General features: G+C 39.5%; 12 protein-coding genes. 2 read left to right on the top strand and 10 right to left on the bottom strand.

Annotated elements, in window-relative coordinates:
• Positions 1–60: 60 nt before the first annotated feature.
• The 10 genes from B4A24_RS07880 to B4A24_RS07835 form a co-directional block, all read right to left on the bottom strand.
• The gene (locus tag B4A24_RS07880) at positions 61–441 is read right to left on the bottom strand and encodes a hypothetical protein (RefSeq protein ID WP_293944188.1); all 381 of its coding nucleotides are present in this window, start codon (positions 439–441) and stop codon (positions 61–63) included.
• 154 nt (positions 442–595) lie between these two features.
• Positions 596–2,884: a GH92 family glycosyl hydrolase gene (locus B4A24_RS07875; protein WP_293944186.1), complete on the bottom strand. Its 2,289-nt coding sequence runs from the start codon at positions 2,882–2,884 to the stop codon at positions 596–598.
• A gap of 172 nt (positions 2,885–3,056) precedes the next feature.
• The gene (locus tag B4A24_RS07870) at positions 3,057–4,988 is read right to left on the bottom strand and encodes a RagB/SusD family nutrient uptake outer membrane protein (RefSeq protein WP_293944184.1); all 1,932 of its coding nucleotides are present in this window, start codon (positions 4,986–4,988) and stop codon (positions 3,057–3,059) included.
• A gap of 11 nt (positions 4,989–4,999) precedes the next feature.
• Entirely contained in the window at positions 5,000–8,254 is a 3,255-nt protein-coding gene (locus tag B4A24_RS07865) for a SusC/RagA family TonB-linked outer membrane protein (protein WP_293944183.1), read from the bottom strand.
• A 153-nt stretch (positions 8,255–8,407) separates the two neighbouring features.
• The gene (locus B4A24_RS07860; RefSeq protein ID WP_293944182.1) at positions 8,408–9,106 is read right to left on the bottom strand and encodes a response regulator transcription factor; all 699 of its coding nucleotides are present in this window, start codon (positions 9,104–9,106) and stop codon (positions 8,408–8,410) included.
• An 11-nt stretch (positions 9,107–9,117) separates the two neighbouring features.
• Complete coding sequence (locus B4A24_RS07855) at positions 9,118–10,509, bottom strand: sensor histidine kinase (RefSeq protein WP_293944181.1); 1,392 nt, start codon at positions 10,507–10,509, stop codon at positions 9,118–9,120.
• A 24-nt stretch (positions 10,510–10,533) separates the two neighbouring features.
• A complete protein-coding gene (locus B4A24_RS07850; RefSeq protein ID WP_293944179.1) occupies positions 10,534–12,828 on the bottom strand; it encodes a GH92 family glycosyl hydrolase in 2,295 nt (764 codons plus the stop codon).
• A 10-nt stretch (positions 12,829–12,838) separates the two neighbouring features.
• A complete protein-coding gene (locus B4A24_RS07845; RefSeq protein ID WP_293944178.1) occupies positions 12,839–13,558 on the bottom strand; it encodes a basic secretory protein-like protein in 720 nt (239 codons plus the stop codon).
• Between the two features lie 19 nt (positions 13,559–13,577).
• On the bottom strand, positions 13,578–15,929 hold the full coding sequence (locus B4A24_RS07840) for a GH92 family glycosyl hydrolase (RefSeq protein WP_293944177.1): 2,352 nt from the start codon (positions 15,927–15,929) through the stop codon (positions 13,578–13,580).
• A gap of 169 nt (positions 15,930–16,098) precedes the next feature.
• Complete coding sequence (locus B4A24_RS07835; RefSeq protein WP_293944176.1) at positions 16,099–17,085, bottom strand: LacI family DNA-binding transcriptional regulator; 987 nt, start codon at positions 17,083–17,085, stop codon at positions 16,099–16,101.
• 376 nt (positions 17,086–17,461) lie between these two features.
• Between B4A24_RS07835 and B4A24_RS07830 the strand changes: the two genes are divergently transcribed.
• Positions 17,462–18,034, top strand: coding sequence for an RNA polymerase sigma factor (locus B4A24_RS07830; protein ID WP_293944174.1), 573 nt, complete (start codon positions 17,462–17,464; stop codon positions 18,032–18,034).
• A gap of 122 nt (positions 18,035–18,156) precedes the next feature.
• The coding region (locus B4A24_RS07825) for a FecR family protein (RefSeq protein ID WP_293944172.1) at positions 18,157–19,128 on the top strand (972 nt) is incomplete at its 3' end.

The raw sequence follows: 19,128 nt of genomic DNA, 5'->3' as shown, positions 1-19,128 counted from the left end.
AACATCATTAGAAAAAGATAGTATTATTTTTTACTCCGAAAGAAAAGTGAAATAAGGCACTTAGAAAGGCCGGAATCTATATAAGAATTGATAATAACCGGGGCGACAAAGGGTTTTCGACCGATAAAACGGATGTACCTTATCCTTGGAGAAGCATAAGGCTGTAAATACGATTCCAAAGACAAATATAAAGATTGACAGGACCTGACTATTGACAGCAAATATACGATAGTCGTCCTGCAACAATACTTTCTCTTCTTGAGAAGAATGAATAGGTTCTAAATCTAAGACATCATCCAAAAAATATTCCACGATAGTTTCCCCCGCATGCAGCACCTGTCCTGTCGTTGATGAGAAGGACTCATACGTCAAGAGGTTGAGGTACGCAAAGAGTGTTATAAGATGAAATAACTTACCTAACATATCGAATTTTCGAATCACAAAGGTATGATTTTAAATAACCAAGATTATTTTATTCGTGTAAAAAAACCATGACAGCAACTGGGTTTGTCATCATGGTTTTAATATTTTACATTTTATAAATCAAACTGTACAAATCATTTGATCTTTAAAAGGTATTTAATGAAGCTTCATCTTAACGTTTTTCCTTACTAAAAGAATAGGGTGCATCGTCTTCTTTTGTTCCTCTATTTTTATTCGGCTCTGCACTCATCTTAAACTCTAGATTTGCGCCACCTAGCAGGTCTGAATAACGGATATAGTTTTTATCATAAGCTTTTCCATTCCAGGAAATTTGATTTACATAGACCTGATCTACACCTTGTTGCTTTGCATGGATACGAACCTCTTTGCCATTTTCGAGTTTCAAGGTCACTTTCTCAAACTGAGGAGAGCCAATAACGTACTCTCCAGACCCTGGTGAAACCGGATAAAATCCCATCGAAGAAAAAACATACCAAGCCGATGTCTGCCCATTATCTTCATCGCCACAGTAACCATCTGGCGTAGGAAGATACAATTTATCCATTATCTTACGAACCCAATATTGTGCTTTCCATGGTTCTGCCGCATAATTATAGAGATAAGGCATATGTTGAATAGGCTGATTACCATGTGCATATTGGCCCATATTCATCACTTGCATTTCGCGCATCTCGTGGATCATACTGCGGCTTTTCATTCCCTCATAACTCGGAATAACAAACACTGTATCCAACATAGCGACAAAAGATTTATTTCCACCCATCAAATCAATTAGCCCTTGCGGATCATGGAATACACAAAAGCTCCAATGCCAAGCATTACCTTCAGTATACTCACGAGACCAAGCACTTGGATCAAAACTGTCAACAAAAGATCCATTCAATTTTTTGCCCCGCATCAACTTTGTTGTTGGGTCAAAAAGATTTTTGTAATTCATCGCACGTTGCGCATAAATAGCCGTTTCGGATTTTGATATACCCAAAGCTTTTCCAAATTCATAAATACACCAGTCATTATATGCGTATTCTAGTGAACGCGCCACATTCTGGTCTACCTTTACATCTGCAGGAATATAGCCTAATTTGTTGTAATATTCATGGCCAAACCGTCCGGTAGAGGAATGTTTTGGGTATGCATTGTTAGCGCCATGTTTTAGCGCTTCCCAAAGGAGTTCTTTGTCATAACCGGTCCTGTTGGTGACTAAAGCATCAGCGACTATAGATGCCGAATTATTGCCTATCATAGAGGCGCGATGCCCTGGTGATGCCCATTCAGGCAAATAGCCACTTTCCTTGTAAGCATTCACCAAGCCAGCCTGCATACGGTCGTTCATCGACGGGTACAATAAATTCAAAAGTGGGAACAAGCTTCTGAACGTGTCCCAAAAACCTGTATCCGTAAACATCTCACCAGGCAAAACCTGTCCATTGTAGGGACTATAATGGATTCTTTTTCCAGAAGCATCAATTTCCGAGAAATCCCGTGGAAATAATGTCGAACGATAAAGGCAGGAATAAAAGGTACGCAGGCGATCTATATTGTCATCTTCAACTTGGACACGGCCTAATACTTCATTCCATTGCTCCTTACCTTCATTGGCCACCTGCTCAAATGTTTTAGACTTTACTTCATTCAGGTTAAGCTCTGCCTGTTCAAAACTAATGAAGGAAGAAGCAACTTTTGCAATAACCTTCTCTCCCCTTTTTAAAGAAGGGAAACCAACAATAGCACCTGCATGATCCTCTTTAATTTCCAGTTGATCATTGCTGACCACACCGTTCTTTACCCCGGCTTTGGACGAAAAAGGGCGATCGAAGGTAATGACAAAATAATTTTTAAAATTGTCTGGAACGCCACCACTATTTTTTGTTGAATAACCAATAATTTTATTTTCCTGCGGGATAATCTTTACGTAAGATCCTTTGTCAAAAGCATCAATAATCACATAAGCCTCGTCTGTTTTTGGGAAAGTAAACTGAAAAACCGCCGCACGCTGTGAAGGTGCAAGCTCTGTAGTCACATCATGGTCTGCTAGATAAACACTATAATAATAAGGTTTTACAACCTCTGCTTTATGCGAGAACCAACTGGCCCGTTTTTCCTGATCAAACTGCGGCTTACCCGTTATCGGCATCAAAGAAAACTGTCCATAATCGTTATTCCATGGACTAGGCTGATGTGTTTGCTTAAATCCCTTGATCTTATCCGCTGTGTAGGTATACACCCATCCATCGCCCATATTACCTGTCTGGGGAGTCCAAAAATTCATTCCCCAAGGACGTGCGATGGCCGGATAGGTATTTCCATTCGACAATTCATATTTAGATTCTGTACCAATCAATGGATTTACATAATCTACCGGCGAGGATTGTTGTGCTGAACTCACATGAGTCGCAAAAAGAAAAAGGATGCCGCCTGTTAATTTTTTAATGTTAAACATAAATGTGGGTTTGGTTCATACTGTTTTAAAACAGCCCAAAAAGCTAAAACGTATTAGTAAATATAAATAAGAATTTTAAATATAGGGGATAAAGTACCATTTTTCACAAGATGGTTACAAAAAAATCCCACATTCAATGGATTGTTGAATGTGGGATTTTTGTATGCAAATACTACCATCCTGGATTTTGCCCTAGCGCGGGTGACTTTTGAAGTTCAGAATTCAAAATCGGAAATAAATAATGAGTAGGTGCATTGAAAACTCTGCTCTCGACAAAAAAACGTTCCATTCGATACTTTTTATCACCAATCTGAATTTTACCATTTACATCTTCAACCGGTCGCATCCCATTGATCATATTTTGAAGCTTAGGGTAAGAATTATTGTTATTCTTCCAATAATTGATACTTCGCTCACTGTTGGTAGTTCCAGCAGCTGTGAACGTTTGATACTTAGTTTTTTCTATTGCACTACTAGGTTCCAAGTATAATCTGCTATCGAAAGCCCTTTTATTTTCATAGAAAAACTCTACTCTCCGCTCACGATAGATATATTCGCGCATTAAATTTTTATTCGAAAGTGTACTCATTGGCATTGGAGCCATGAATGATCGTGTTCTGACCTGATTTATCAAATTATAAATTTCTTGTGTTGGCCCATCTATTTCATTGACTGCTTCGGCATAAATGTAAATAAAGTCCGGTAACCTCCACACTGGTGGAGCACTCAGAATAACGCTACCGTTTCTATTCCAGGCTTCCTGCAGGAATTTTCTCAGATAATAGCCTGTACGAGTTGCATTATTAGCTCCAATTTGATCTGCTCCGCTTGCTACATTGGTTTGAGAAGGGTTATTATTGCCCCCCCTAAAAGCTGCGCCATGAAATATAATATCTCGATAGAATCGTGGATCTCTCTTGACGGATGTATAAGGACTTCCGTCGTCATATCCATCTTGTTTTGCCTGCGCACTATACACGGGATAGCCAAAGCCATCAGGAGAAATGTATTCATATTCATCAACTTGCTCCTGAACAGGCATTTGACGCGCACCTCCGCCCCTGCTTGGTGGATAAACATCACCAAACCAGCCTTCTCCTTTATACCTTGTAAAAAACAAGACATACTCGTTTTTAAACGCTTCCATATCGTAAAACATCTGCCAGAGCCGGGTATAAACGGTCGAATTACTTGTATTCTGTCCACCACTATCCCCAAAGTCCGTGTTTGAATATTTTTGGTAAAGACTGTAACGTTTTCCTCCGGCGACCGTAAAATCCAGCACCGCCTTTGCGGCTTCTTTGGCCTTGATCCAACGCTGTGGATTACTGCTCGCATATTCGGATTCAAACTTGCGACTGCCCGTATATCCTTTTTCAGCAGCTCCATTCCAAAGTGGAGTGGCAGCCAACCACCTCGCTTCTGCTATTAATCCCAAACATGCGCCTTTATCAATTCGACCAAAATTCTGTCCTTCCCATTTTTCCGGAACAGCATTGTATGCGGTGGTAGCATCTGCGACGATTTTATCAATTACTGTATGAACCGATTCTCGTTCAAAATTCATATTTTCTGTCGCGGTAATAACATGATTGATATAAGGTATCTCCCCATAAATTCGGACCGCCATTAAATGGAAATATGCTCTCAAAAAATAGGCCTCTCCTACACGCATGGGTAATGATCCTGGTTCGAGAATATCATCCGGTGTATTGTATTTTTTTATTCCCTCCAAAATCACATTTGTCCGTCTGATACCGTCATACATACTATTCCAGAACTGCCCGTTATCTCCCGGTAGTTCGTTAATATTCCAGTCTCCGGTATTATATCTATTCGTAATATTTCCTTCTACGGTAGAGCCCTCCGCTTCATCCGTGATGGCAGCACTTGAAAAATGATAAAACCATGAAATTGGTTGGTTCACGTTCTTAGCTTTGTTATAAACATCTGTGACAAGCTGATTGACTTTTTCATAACGCGTAAATACCTCATCTTCTCTCAATTGATCATCTGGTAATTTGTCCAAATATTTGTTGCAGCCCGTCATCGCCAATACAGCCGTGCCCGCTATAGAAAAAATTATATTTCTTATTTTAAACATATTCATAACGATTAAAAATTAAGGTTTATCCCAAAATTGTAGACTTTCAAAATCGGGTACCAGTATCCACTTGCATTTCCCATCTCAGGATCGATACTCAGATCTTTGAGGCCTGACCAAGTAAACAGATTCATTCCTTGCGCATAAATACGCAACTGATTTAAACCGATTCTTTTGATCAGGTCTTTCGGCAAGTTGTACCCGATTTCAATATTTTTAAGTCTTAAATATTTTGCGTCATATAGGAATAAACTACTGTTGCTGTTTTTATTATTTTCCGAATTACCGATATGTAGTGCTGGATAAGTTGCCGTTTCAGCTGTTTCTGGGGTCCAACGCCCCATGTGTATCGGTCTTACAGCCCCCAGTTTATCCTGATCAAAAGTTGGGAAATCCCATACAGCAGCATCTTTCAGCAAGATAGAAGAATTCAGTGCCCCTTGAAATAAAAGACTAAAATCAAAACCTTTGTACTGTAATGTAATAGGCAAACCAAATTGAATCTCTGGACTTCGTGGGTTTCCCATAGCAGTACGATCCCCCAAGTCGGTAATTTTACCATCCCCATTCAAATCTTTGTAAACAACATCTCCGGCCCCAACATTACCCCAGGGTTGAAATTGACCTTGGTTTAATTTATCTGCTTCCGCCTGATCTTTAACAAAATGGTCAAAAACATATACAAAATTCTCATACAACCGCTTACCTGTCGCTTGTCTATAGTCATACTGACGCGGAACTTCCTGTCTATAAATTAGCTTATTACGCGAAAAGGTGAAATTCGGTTTGACGAAAAATCTAAAGTTATCACCAATCATATCCGAATAACTCATTTCAATATCGATACCCCGATTACGTACCTTTCCAATATTGATAAGTGGTGACCCTTTACCCACTACACTCGGAAAACCAATATCGTCAGGCCCCAGTTCGGTAATGATATCGTAACGATAATCTTCAAATACGTCAATACTAAAATTCATCTTATTTTTTAAAAAACCCATATCGAGACCAATATTGGTTTTACGGGATTTTTCCCAGGTGGTATTTTCATTTGCCAGGCGCCCTTCACGTAGCCCGCTTTGGCCATTGTTAAAATTTTGCTCACCAAAACTATAGCCGTCACCGCCTTGGTAAAAAGCCAAATACCCGAATCTAGCATCGCCAGGCATTTTATCGTTCCCGACAAGCCCCATCGATGCCCTTAGTTTCAGAAAACTAAGCCAGTCTTTAGTTTGGTCCATAAATTTTTCCTTACTCACAACCCAACCCACTGCACCAGCTGGGAAAAAACCGTAACGCTTTCCCTCGATAAAATTTTCTGAGCCGTTATATCCAAAATTGAATTCCGCTAAATACTTCTCTAGATAATTATAGGTAAACTGTCCTGTTAAACCTTGATAACGAATATCTACACTCGCTTTATCGTTTGCTGCGTCGTACACAGACTGACTTGAACGATTGAATAATAACATCCCCGTCACATTATGTTTGTCATTAAATAAACGATTGTAATTAATTTTCCCCTGAATAAAGGTTCTATTAAATGGACTATTTTGATCAAATTTATTTCCAATAGTCTGATCTACGGTATACTTATTACCATTGGTATAAGTCCCGTTATAATGTTCAGGATGCATAAACATATCTATCCCGCCACTGGGTTGAAAAGTCGCATAATTCGGATAAACCCGATAACCTTCGCTATATGTCCCTAATTCTCTTCTAACCCACTGTTGTTCTTTGGCATCATAAGAAAATACCCCGTCAACAGAAAGTCCCTTGGTGATAAAGTCCATGTTCCAGCCCACAGCAAAGCTTCCTTCCAGATAGGTGTTTTTTTCAGTATGGTAACCAGATCTGGTCAACTCGCCTAATACATTAAAACGATAGATCTGATTACCGAACAATAAACCTGATGGATTATTCAATAAATAATTCTGTGTTGACGACTGACTATTAGGCTCCAGTACTATTGGTAAGTAAGGCGGCTGTGTCATTGCCAATGTCATTAATCGCGACGCAGAAGTTCCTGGCGAGGTACGATTGGTGATACGTGCCCCTAAATTCAACTTTACCCACAGGTTTTTTGTGATATTGACATCGATATTTGATCTAAAATTGTATCGTTGGAACTTGGGCGCTACATTATATTTTGACAAATCGACATGATCATAATTATTGTCCTGCCCCATATATCCGCCCATCACAAAGTACTTCGCGATCTCATTTCCTCCACGGATCGATAGGTTATATTCGTGTTGTGGCGCTGTCCTAAAAATGTAGTCAAAATAATCCCAATTATATCCCAGACCATCAGAGTTATCGCCCTTTGCCCTTCTAAATTTATCTATAGCATCTTGACTAAAGAGTTTCAGGTTATCAATATTGCCACCGGATAACTTTGCGTCATTAACCAAAGCTTCGTTATAGAGTGTCGCATAATCCGCAGATCCTAGAAGCTCGGGCAACTGTGCGGGTGCATTCAAACCATAAGACGCCTTAAAATCTACGGTGGCTTTATCTGCCGCCTGCCCTCGTTTTGTTGTGACGACAATGACCCCATTTGCCCCACGGATACCATACGGAGCTGTAGCTGCAGCATCTTTCAGAATAGAAACAGTTTCAATTTCGTCAGGAGCTAAATAGCTCATGTCGCGTTCAATACCGTCAACAATAATGATAGGGGACTGATTTCCATAGGTAGACTTGCCTCGAATAAACAATTCAGACCGATCCACGCCAGGTTCACCTCCAGCATATTGATTGACAACCAGTCCGGGCAGCCTTCCAGCGAGCATATTATTGATATTTGCAGCTGGACTCTGCACGAGGTCCTTTGTCGTAATTGTAGCTACGGCCCCTACGACATTCCGTTTTTTTTGCGTCGTATAGCCTACAACAACAACATCTTCAAGTGCTTTAACATCTTCGACCAGACTGACTTGTATGACGGATCGTCCCCCAAGTGCAATTTGTTGTGGCTGAAATCCGATATACGAAAATGTCAACGTAGCTTCTTTATAAGGCACATCGATACGGTATTTACCAGTAGCATCTGTTTTCGTAGACTTACCGCTTCCCTTTACGACAATACTCACCCCTTGCATGACCTTTCCAGTTGAACTATTTACAACTGTCCCTTCAATGACAATACCGTCTTGTCGGAAATAAATTGGGTTGGATTCGGTCTTTAATTCAGCTTGAAGATACGATGTGCTGCACACTGACAGCGTGAGAAATAATGGAATTACCTTTCTTTTCATAAATTTATTCCTGGTTTACTAATACAACAATTGGTTGACGGACTACTGTACACCAAATATGCTGGCTATCATAACAAGAAACACCTGCATCAGCACACTAATTCGTTTTAGTAAAAGTAAGCAGAAAGGAAAAGGAAAGTTGTTAATCGATTGTTAATGACAATTCTCGTTATTCACTTCTAGAATAAAACCGACCTTATAGACCGTTTTTATCGCGACATAGCGCGATCTTTTTAACATTTTTCTAATCTTACAGATAAATACATCTAAGCTTCGTCCCAAGAAGTAATCATTTTCTCCCCATAGCGCCATTAGGATTTCTTCCCGCCGTAAAACCATGTTTGGTTTATTCGCCAGGAAAGTCCAGAGTTCAAATTCCCGAGGAGAGACAACTTGTTTTGATTTATCTCCAAATTCTATGGTATAGAGCTGATCATTGAGCTTAATATCACCTACATTCATTGAGCGTTGGGTGATGAGATTATGCTTAACCATATAATTCTGAAGCTTGAGAGCGAGTTCTTCCACATCAAAAGGTTTCGTTATATAGTCATTTCCGCCCAGGTGCAAGCCCCGTAATTTGTCTGTTTTCGATAATCTTGCTGTCAGGAAGAGTACAAATTGATTTTTATTTAGTTTTGAAACATATTCCACAAACTGAAAGCCATCCCATTTCGGTAGTTGGATATCCACAATAAGAATATCAAATTTATCCGTACGGTAACAGGCTATACCTCGTTCTGCCGATACGGCGTGGACCACATCAAAACCACAGCCCGATAGATAGTCAAATAGCATAGCTGCCAAATCAAGATCGTCTTCAATCAATAATATATGGCCATATCTTTGCATAATTTATATATTCACAGTGTTGGTATATAAATAATAAATTTTGTTCCCTGTTCAACAGACGACTTTGTAGCAATCTTCCATCCATGTGTACGGATTACCTCCTGAACAAAAAATAATCCGAGCCCAAGCCCATTGGTCGAAGCATGAAGTTTCCCTTGATATCCTTTTGTAAAAATATGTGGCAGCTGATTTTCAGCAATACCTATCCCATTATCCTGAACAGTCAACGCAAGCAACCCAGGAGCTGAATAACCCAACTGAACGTGAACGCGCTTCAATTTTTCATTATTATACTTCAAGCCATTTTCCACCAGGTTGTTCACCATGGTGACAAACATAAAAGGATGAACAAGTACTTTATCCTGTGAGACCTTCTCATCCACTTCAATTTGTATTGTGGCATATTCTGACGCTAAAACAGCAATATCCTTTCCAATTTGATTCAATAACTCAGAAAGATATCGTTCCTCCAAAATAATTGTTCCCCGATTAAAGACACTCAGATCTATAGCTTTATTCACAAGCCTGTCCAAACGCTTGATCTGACGCCCCATAGTCTGAAGTGTTTCTGCAATTTTAACTTTTTCTTCATCGGATACCTTTGCCGCTATATTGGAGAGGGCAATGCGAATTGTTGTCAGCGGTGTATTGAATTCATGTGTGACATTATTGATAAAGTCTGAAGCCATCTCCGCCATACGTTTCTGTTTCATCCAGTTCGTATAGGTTACCCAGTAAAGTCCAATAATTCCAATAATACAACAGCCTGACAGTAATAGTAAAGGAAGAATGGACTTAATAACAGAGATTTTCGTGTTTATATTTCCGACATACAAAGTAAATGCGACACGATTTGACATTTTGCTATTTGCAGCGATTGCCATCGCTGAAACAAGATTGTCCTTTTCAATGAAACTTGGTTCACCACCTATCGGAATAGCGTGGTCCTGAGAAAAATCAATTATTGGAATAAAATCTTTGGCATCGAAGGTAACAGACACATCCCGCAACACAAGTGCGTAACCAAACTCTTTATCTAAATGGATCTCCGATCGAATAACTTCAAATAAGCTATCTATCGAGGGATTGTCCTGCAACTTAGAAAGCAGTTGGCCAGCAATACTATCTCTTAATTCATCAAAAGCGATTCGATTCTCCTGATGATAATATTTCAGGCGATTCAAATGAGGCATTAAGGTCGAGTCGACAAGTTTTTGTCCTCCGGGGAACATCTTGTCATTCAAGATATGCCTGTCATAAACGACCTTAATATCCCGCTTCTCTTTTTGAAATAGTTGACTTCGTTTTATCTCATATGATCGCACGATCATGAGATACTGCAATACCAAAAATAAAAACAAGCAACAGATAGCTATCCATTTATATACACCTGATCGCCCCATTCTTTATTCGTATACCTAAGCCCCCTATCTGTTTGGTTTGTTACTCATCGTATAGATCAATTCGCCGCCATTCATTAAGTTTGTGTAAGATAATTTTAGATTATCCAGTGGCTTACCGTTCCATGTTACGGATTTTACGTATACATTCTTTTCAGACTGATTACGCACAACTATAGAAATGCTGCTACCATTTTCTAAATTGATTTTCGCAGATTTCACCAACGGGCTGCCAATCCAATATGCATCGTCTCCGGGCGCAACAGGATAAAATCCGAGCGCAGTAAAAAGATACCAGGCAGACATTTGTCCACAGTCATCGTTTCCACCTAAACCAGCGTGCCCATTGTGATATTGATTCCGGATAATCTGACGCAATCTCGCCTGCGTCTTCCAAGGGCTTTGGGTAATATTATACAGATAAGCCACATGATGAGAAGGTTCATTTCCATGTACATAATTGCCAATAATACCATCTCTTGTTATATCCTCCGTATGCTCAAAATATTTATCCGGCAGTTCCATTGTGAATAAAGAATCCAGATAAGTCTCCAATTTCTTTTGTCCGCCCATAACTTGCATCATTTCTTTGGGTTGATGCGGTACATACAGGCTATAGTTCCAAGAGTTTCCTTCTATAAATCCCTGCCCATGTGTATCTAAGACATCAAATTTTTCTTTAAACTTTCCTTGGGAGCTTTTTGGACGCATAAAACCAATTGCTGGGTCATAAAGCGCCCGCCAACTCTCCGCTCGCTTTGAAAAGATTTGATAAATATCTTCTTTCCCTAGCTTTTTTGCCAATTGGGCAATACACCAATCATCATAAGCATATTCCAGGGTATTGGAGACAGAGGTACTTGACACATCATCCGGAACATACCCTTTATCTATATAGGCACCTATTCCTTCATAATTACGCGTATTTGCTGTTTGCACACAAGCTCGTAACGCAGCCTCTGGATCTCCCTTATACACACCTTTCAATATGGCATCAACAATGACTGATACAGAATGGTAACCACTCATACACCAATTGTCGTTTGCATAATGTGACCAAATAGGCAGCATTTTCAATACACTCTGATCGTAATGGGCCATCATGGATGAAACAATATCTGCGTTGCGTGAGGGGTTAATCAGGTTCAACAGTGGGTGGAACGCCCTAAATGTATCCCAGAGGGAAAACGATGTGTAATTCGTAAAGCCCTTAGCCTGATGAATCTCCTGATCCAATCCTCTATATTCGCCATTCTGATCCATATAAATCGTCGGCATTAAACTGGCGTGATACATAGCCGTGTAGAAATTGACAAGGTCCTCCTTGTTCAACATATCCACTTCAATCTTTTGAAGTTCCTTTTCCCAAGCCAATTGCCCTTTACGCACATAGCTGTCAAAATCCCAATTTGGCGTTTCTGTTTCCATATTGCTAAGCGCATTCTTCATACTTACAGGGCTTAGCGCAACTTTCATCTGGATGGACTCTTGTGCTTTGGTATCAAAATCCAAATGCAATTTGATATTATGGGCAGCTAGATCTGGAAAATTATGCTGCTGATCAAACTTGCGCCAAAAACCATTATACACCAATTTGCCATCTTCGTATTTTGCGCCATAGTTTTTGAAAGGTTTGGAAGTCTTTATCGCGAAATATACAGTTCGTGTACGGGACCATCCATTGGTTTGGCGATAACCCACCAAAGTAGAATCATTCAGCACCTTGACAACCGTCCAGACATTTTTACCATCGTAGTTATAAATTCCAGCAGTCAAATCTACGACAAGATGCGATGCATCTGATTGCGGAAAGGTATAACGATGGATCCCGACACGAGTTGTTGTGGTTAACTCGGCCTTAATCTGATGTTTGTCAAGCAAAACACTATAATAGTTTGGCTCCGCACGCTCATTGGCATGCGAATAGGGCGATCTATATCCATCCTGAGGTTTATTCGAAGTCCCCGGATTGAGCTGTACCTTACCCTGGGTTGGCATAACTAAAATATCGCCCAGGTCAGAATGGCCGGTACCGCTAAAGTGCGTATGGCTAAACCCTACAATCGTTGGATCTTCATACTGATAACCGGCACAGTATTTATACACATCGCCGTTATATTGTCCATTTACAGCATACGATAAGGTATCTGTATCCGGGCTGAGCTGCACTGCCCCAAAAGGAACTGTCGCACCAGGGAAAGTATGCCCCATTCGTGCGGTTCCTATAAGTGGTTTGACGTATTGAATCAATTTGGTTTCCTGCGCCTTTAATAAATAAGGGACACATAGTAAACCGACATAAACTAAACTTCTTATGTTCATCACTTCAGGATTAGATCTTGGGATTTTGACTATAAACACTCCATAATTCGTCAATCGTCTTGCCGGTCTGTGCTTTCCAAAAATCATCAGTATATGTTTTACTGCGCATTGCCCCATCCAATTTTTTAACAAAATCTTTTTTTACATTTTTGTTAATCCAATAAAGAAAACGCGCTGTAGTACGATAAGAATCCGTATACTTTTGTTTCTCTGTATACTCTGGTAATTTCCAATTTGCGCCGGCGTTATCTATTCCGTCGTCAAACCGAACGAAATCTGCAATTCCTTCGGTAATCCACCAAGGACCAGCTCCATTCGGATAAGCCTGAACAATGTGCATGACTTCATGTGTAACGACATCTATGTCGCCCGGATTTTTGGCAAACCATTCCGGACTATAGCGTACAATGCCTCCAGCCGTAGCGGCAACACCCTTATAATCCGGATCAATGACAAAAGACACTTTTTTTATGGTCTTGTTATTATATTTTTTTGCCAGCTTAGGATAATTGGTAAAATACGCCGCTACCAATCTCTCCTTAAGGGCTGGACTAAAATTTTTGTCCTTATTAATCCAGACCAATGTATATCCACCTCTGGTAATGCTATCAACATCCACCGCTACCTTACGATCATTTTCGATATGTTGCCAATTGTCCTGTGCCGGAACTGAAAAAGAATACAGTAGGCCTACAATAGCCAATGTTTGTTTCAAAAAATTAAAGTTCATAATCAGAGTTATAATTTGCTTATTTTTTCTTCTTTGATTTTGTTGAATTTACACCCACCTTCAAGTCATTTGTCATCGAATATGGAGCGGCACTTAAAGTAGCTCCTCTATCATAGTTCGGGTTAGCGGCCATATCAAAATTAAGATTTCCACCTTCATGGAGCACCTTGTGGCTCAACCAGTTTTTACCATAATTTGTTCCGTTCAACTGCAAAGCATTGACATAAACATTTTCATCAGAATTCTTAGGAGCATCTATTGTCAATGTTTTACCATTTTCAAAAGTCAAGGTAGCTTTCTTAAATAATGGAGCTCCAAGCACATATTCATCTGTCGCCGGACAAACAGGATAAAAACCTAGAGCCGAAAACACATACCACGCTGATGTTTGACCATTATCCTCGTCACCACAATAACCATCAGGAGTCGGTTTGTACATCCTGTCCATTACCTGACGAACCCAATATTGCGTTTTCCAGGGTTGCCCTGCATAATTATACAAGTATGGCATATGCTGTATGGGTTGATTTCCATGGGCATATTGCCCCATATTGGCCACCTGCATCTCCCGAATTTCGTGGATAATACCGCCATAATAGCTATCATCAAAATCTGGAGCCTGAACGAATACAGAATCCAACATATTGACAAAGGTTTTTTCACCACCCATTAAGTCAATCAGCCCCTGTACATCGTGGAAAACACTCCAGGAGTAATGCCAACTATTACCTTCAGTGAACGCATCCCCCCATTTCAATGGATTGAAAGGCGCTTGGAATTTACCATCCTTATTTTTACCACGCATCAGATTCGTGGAAGGATCAAATAAGTTCTTATAATTTTGGGCACGCTTTGCATATAGGTCAATCTCAGCCTTAGGACGATTTAATGCCTTTGCCAATTGATATATAGTAAAATCATCGTAAGCATACTCTAAGGTACGGGCAGCATTCTCATTGATTTTAACATCATAAGGGACATATCCTAAACTGTTGTAGTATTCAACACCTTTTCTTCCAACAGCACTCATAGGTCCTTCATTATTGGCACCATGCTGCAAGGCTTCGTATAACTTATTGATATCATAACCACGCAATCCTTTCATATAAGCATCCGAAACGACCGAAGCGGAGTTGTTACCCACCATGATATCAGCATAACCCGGGCTGCTCCATTCAGGTAGAAATCCACCTTCTAGATAAGCATTGAGCAAACCCTCCTGCATTTCTTTATTGATAGAAGGGTACATGAAATTTAAGAAAGGATACAGGGCTCTAAATGTGTCCCAAAAACCTGTTCCTCCGAATAAATACCCAGGAAGTGTCTTACCATTGTAAGGACTGTAATGAACGGCCTTACCCGCGGCATCGATCTCGTATAATTTATTCGGAAAAAATAACGTACGGTACATTGTCGAGTAAAATGTACGCAACTGATCGATATCATCTCCTTCTACCTTAATTTTACCTAGAGTTGTATTCCAAATTTGGCGACCATCTTCTTTAATTTGATCAAAAGACTTGTTGCCAAGTTCGTTTAAGTTTAACAAGGCTTGTTCAGCACTGATAAAAGAGGATGCAACCTTCACCTGAACAGGTTTTGATTTATCCTTCACTTTAAAACCGACGATCGCACCAGTATGGTCACCTTTGATTTGAAGCTGCCCATCTTTCTTTTCCTTTCCTTCCCAAGTAGCAACGCTAGCAAAAGGCTGATCGAAAACAAGTACAAAATAATTCTTAAAATTTTCGGGCAGCGGTCCACGCGCGTATTTCGACGAGTAACCAATAATCATATTTTTTTCAGGGATGATCTGAACTTCTGAACCTTTCTCATAAGCATCCAAAACGATATAGGCATCATCCGTTTTATTGAAAGAGATACGAAACATCGCCGCGCGTTCAGTTGGCGTCATCTCAGCAGTCACGTCATGATCGGCTAAATACACGGAATAATAATAGGGTTTAACAATTTCCGCTTTATGCGAAAACCAACTCGCACGTTCATCCTGATCAAAAACAGGTTTTCCCGTCACGGGCATAATCGAAAAAACACCGTAATCATTCATCCAAGGGGAAGGCTGATGGGTCTGCTTCAAGCCACGGATCTTATCAGCGGTATATTGATACTGCCAGCCATCACCATTTTTACCTGTTTGCGGTGTCCACATATTCATCCCCCATGGCCTCGCAATCGAAGGATAAGTATTACCGTTGGAAAGCTCAAATTTGGATTCAGTACCCATCAAAGGGTTTACCAGATCCACAGCCTCCATTTGCTGTCCTCTAAACTTCTGAGCCAAAACCGGTTTTGCGTAAAACAAACCCAAGGACAATAATGACCCTAGAAAAACACTTAATGATTTCTTCATTATTTAGGATATATATAAATATTTCTACTAAAACGTATTAGTAAAGATATAAAAAAGAATATGAATTCAAAAAAACTCGATACTTTCGAAGGTGAGGTCTTATGATTTTTACAATTAGGCTTACATTCATATGGACAATCCGAAGCGGATAAAGGCTCCAAGCGGCATATTATCTTTTAATCAAGTCTGTTGAAATCACATATTCTCTGGGACTTGAAATGCCACGGTCTATTTCTTTTAGCAAGACCTTTACACATGTTTTTGCTAACGATTCCAGTGGCTGGCGGATACAGGAGATCTTAGGATTCAAAAGATCAAACAATTCATGATCGTCAAAAGAAAACAATGGGAAATCAAAATTCTTCCCTTCCTCGGTCCGGAGCGATTTCAAACCAAGGATACACAGATAATTGGTCGTAAAGAATAATCCATCCAATTCGGTATTTTTAGACACCCAATTCCGCAAAGTAACCATCCCCTTCTGCCGCAAGTTTTGATAGGACAAATGTAATATTCTTGCTGGCATACCTGTTTCTTCACAAAATTGCAAATAGGCATTTTTACGTGCCAGCATCTGAGGCTGATCCGAATCAATGGTGATCAATCCAAAGTTCTTACACCCGATTGATTGCAAATGTAAACAGGCTTTTCTGCCGCTATCACCGTTGTCAATATGAACATAATGTGTCGCTACTTCTGGTGAATTTCGGTCAAAAACAACCAAAGGGACTTTATGTTCTAGGATTTTTCGTTGATGTTCGTCCAAATTTACGGTAGGTGCCAGGAGTATACCCTCAACTTTCTTTTCAAGCATAAAATCAATGATATCTCGCGCATTTTGAGGGTCTCCTAAAGTACTGCTATAGAGTACATGATAATTTTTCTTGCGCAAAAGCTCTTCCACATATAACGCAAAAGGACCGAAAAAGGAATCGCCAATATTTTCTACGATCAAGCCAATGGTATTCGAGCGTCCTGTCGCCAAACTTTTTGCTAGCGAATTGGGTTTGTACCCGACTTTCTTGACATAATCCAATACACGCCTCTCAAGATCTTTACTGATACGAGCCTGCTCCGCTTTATGATTGATCACCAGCGAAACGGTAGATTTGGAAACATTAAGTTCCTGTGCAATTTCTTTAATAGATTTGGCCATGAGCGCATTTCATAAAATTAAGTGAAATTAGAAAATAAAATGAAGATTACACTTTATATAGAGGTAAATCAACATTAAGACTATCGTTTGCGCATCATTATTAGGATTCTTTTTCAAGTCGTTGTGCTTGATATTTAACACCAAATAGAAATACGAACGCCATACTTCATGAATACTAGATCAATACTTAACACTGAAAGTCCGTTTAAAATATTTATTATCCATATGCAAGACTGCCTAGTTTACTTTCTAAAAAAATTTGATTTTATTGTTTTTTAATAAATACTCAAAAATTAAACATAAATCCCCGTCACTTTGCACACTTACATAATGAAAATATTAATTTTTTACTAAATTTACTGGCGACTAACACCTTATGAAAAACACGAGATCATACCAATACCAAGAACTCCTACCCCTTATTCAACAGGGAGATCAGCGTGCTTTTTCGGTGTTATATGATTTATTCGCCCCCGATTTAACTTCTTTTATTGCAAAAAAGATCAGCAGCCGTGAAGCAGCTGAAGACATTCTTCATGACCTCTTTATCTCCGTATGGAAAAATAGAGCATTAATTCAGGAAATTGAGTCTCTTCCGGCTTACCTGTTTAGTTCCTGTCGCTATTTGGTATTTGCACATTACCGCAAAGAAATGAAAATACAGGCCTACCAAGACTTCGAACATCTGGAATTTGAAGATCAATCCATACCTATTGAAGATCGGCTTTATTACCGTTACATCATTGACGTTGTCAGCAAGGAGGTAGAAAATCTTCCTCAAAAATGTCAGGAAGTATTCAAATTGAGCCGGGAATATTATTTGAGCAATAAAGAGATAGCACAAAAATTAAGTATTAGTGAGTCGACGGTTGAAAAGCATATCAACAAGGCTATTCGCCAATTACGTACAGCAACCGGTCATCTATTTCATTTTGTATTATTTTTCTAATCTATTAATCAGCCACTTATCGACTAATAGATTAAAAAAATATTTTTTTTTGTTTTTTGAGTAGAAGCTCTTCTTCTTTTACATCACTTGTATTATAACCAACCAGTATAACGCTGCGATTTATGAAGCAAGTGAAAGAATTATATAGATTAATTACCCAATTTCTGAGCCGATTCGAAAGTATTGAGGAGCGTAAAAAGCTTTTTGACTGGTTTGATCTGCAATCAGCCGATCAAATCCCAAAAGAGCAGTTTTCGTCTATCCAAAAAAATGTCAAAAATCGCTTGTTGAATGAAATTGGCTTAATAGAAAAAAAATCCAATACTATAAGATACTTACAGATTGTCAGCACAGCTGCTGCTGTATTGCTAATCGGTTTTTTCGCCTTTAGATACTGGCCCGCGGCAGAGCATATAGCATCCAATAAATTATTGGCTTCCATTCCTCCCGGAAGCGAAAAAGCTATTATCACCCTAGCAGATGGCAAACGGATTAATCTGGATGAATTAGCACTTAATCAAACGGTTCAAATCGGAGAGACAATATTAACAAAAGATGCGCAGGGAAAGGTTCGTTATCGAAATGCCAAAACTGGAAAAATTGTTAGCCAGCAAAACATATTAAAAACTCCCAAAGGCGCTACCTATGAGCTCGTGTTAGCGGACGGCACCTTGGTTAGCCTCAATGCTGATTCGAAGCTAACTTATCCTTCCTCATTTGAATCCGGAAAACGTATTGTTGAATTGGAAGGAGAAGCCTATTTCCAAGTTCAGAAAACGAAGGATCACAGGGAGTTCATTGTAAAAACTGGAAATCAACAGATAAAAGTATTGGGGACAAAATTCAACATCAATGCTTACTCGGGAGATGCAGGAATTCGTACAAGTCTAGAAGAAGGGGCTGTTATTGTCTCCAAACAGAATAGCGCTGTACGCCTAAAACCAAATGAACAAGCATTTTCCGAACAGGGTAAACTTAGATCAAAGTCAATAAACATTGATCAGGTGCTTAGTTGGAAAAGTGGCCAATTTTACTTTGATGGAACCAATACAGTAGAGGTATTTAACGAGATCGCCCGATGGTATGATATCGAC

Source organism: Sphingobacterium sp. UBA7249 (genome assembly GCF_002472835.1).
Taxonomy (GTDB): domain Bacteria; phylum Bacteroidota; class Bacteroidia; order Sphingobacteriales; family Sphingobacteriaceae; genus Sphingobacterium; species Sphingobacterium prati.
Note: the sequence above shows the minus strand (reverse complement) of the source record. Positions and strands in the feature narration are given on the sequence as shown.

Bases quoted from the DNA above. Each gene is read 5' to 3' on its own strand.
- B4A24_RS07875 (WP_293944186.1), bottom strand. From the start codon at position 2,884: ATGTTTAACATTAAAAAATTAACAGGCGGCATCCTTTTTCTTTTTGCG.
- B4A24_RS07870 (WP_293944184.1), bottom strand. From the start codon at position 4,988: ATGTTTAAAATAAGAAATATAATTTTTTCTATAGCGGGCACGGCTGTA.
- B4A24_RS07865 (WP_293944183.1), bottom strand. From the start codon at position 8,254: ATGAAAAGAAAGGTAATTCCATTATTTCTCACGCTGTCAGTGTGCAGC.
- B4A24_RS07860 (WP_293944182.1), bottom strand. From the start codon at position 9,106: ATGCAAAGATATGGCCATATATTATTGATTGAAGACGATCTTGATTTG.
- B4A24_RS07855 (WP_293944181.1), bottom strand. From the start codon at position 10,509: ATGGGGCGATCAGGTGTATATAAATGGATAGCTATCTGTTGCTTGTTT.
- B4A24_RS07850 (WP_293944179.1), bottom strand. From the start codon at position 12,828: ATGAACATAAGAAGTTTAGTTTATGTCGGTTTACTATGTGTCCCTTAT.
- B4A24_RS07845 (WP_293944178.1), bottom strand. From the start codon at position 13,558: ATGAACTTTAATTTTTTGAAACAAACATTGGCTATTGTAGGCCTACTG.
- B4A24_RS07840 (WP_293944177.1), bottom strand. From the start codon at position 15,929: ATGAAGAAATCATTAAGTGTTTTTCTAGGGTCATTATTGTCCTTGGGT.
- B4A24_RS07835 (WP_293944176.1), bottom strand. From the start codon at position 17,085: ATGGCCAAATCTATTAAAGAAATTGCACAGGAACTTAATGTTTCCAAA.
- B4A24_RS07830 (WP_293944174.1), top strand. From the start codon at position 17,462: ATGAAAAACACGAGATCATACCAATACCAAGAACTCCTACCCCTTATT.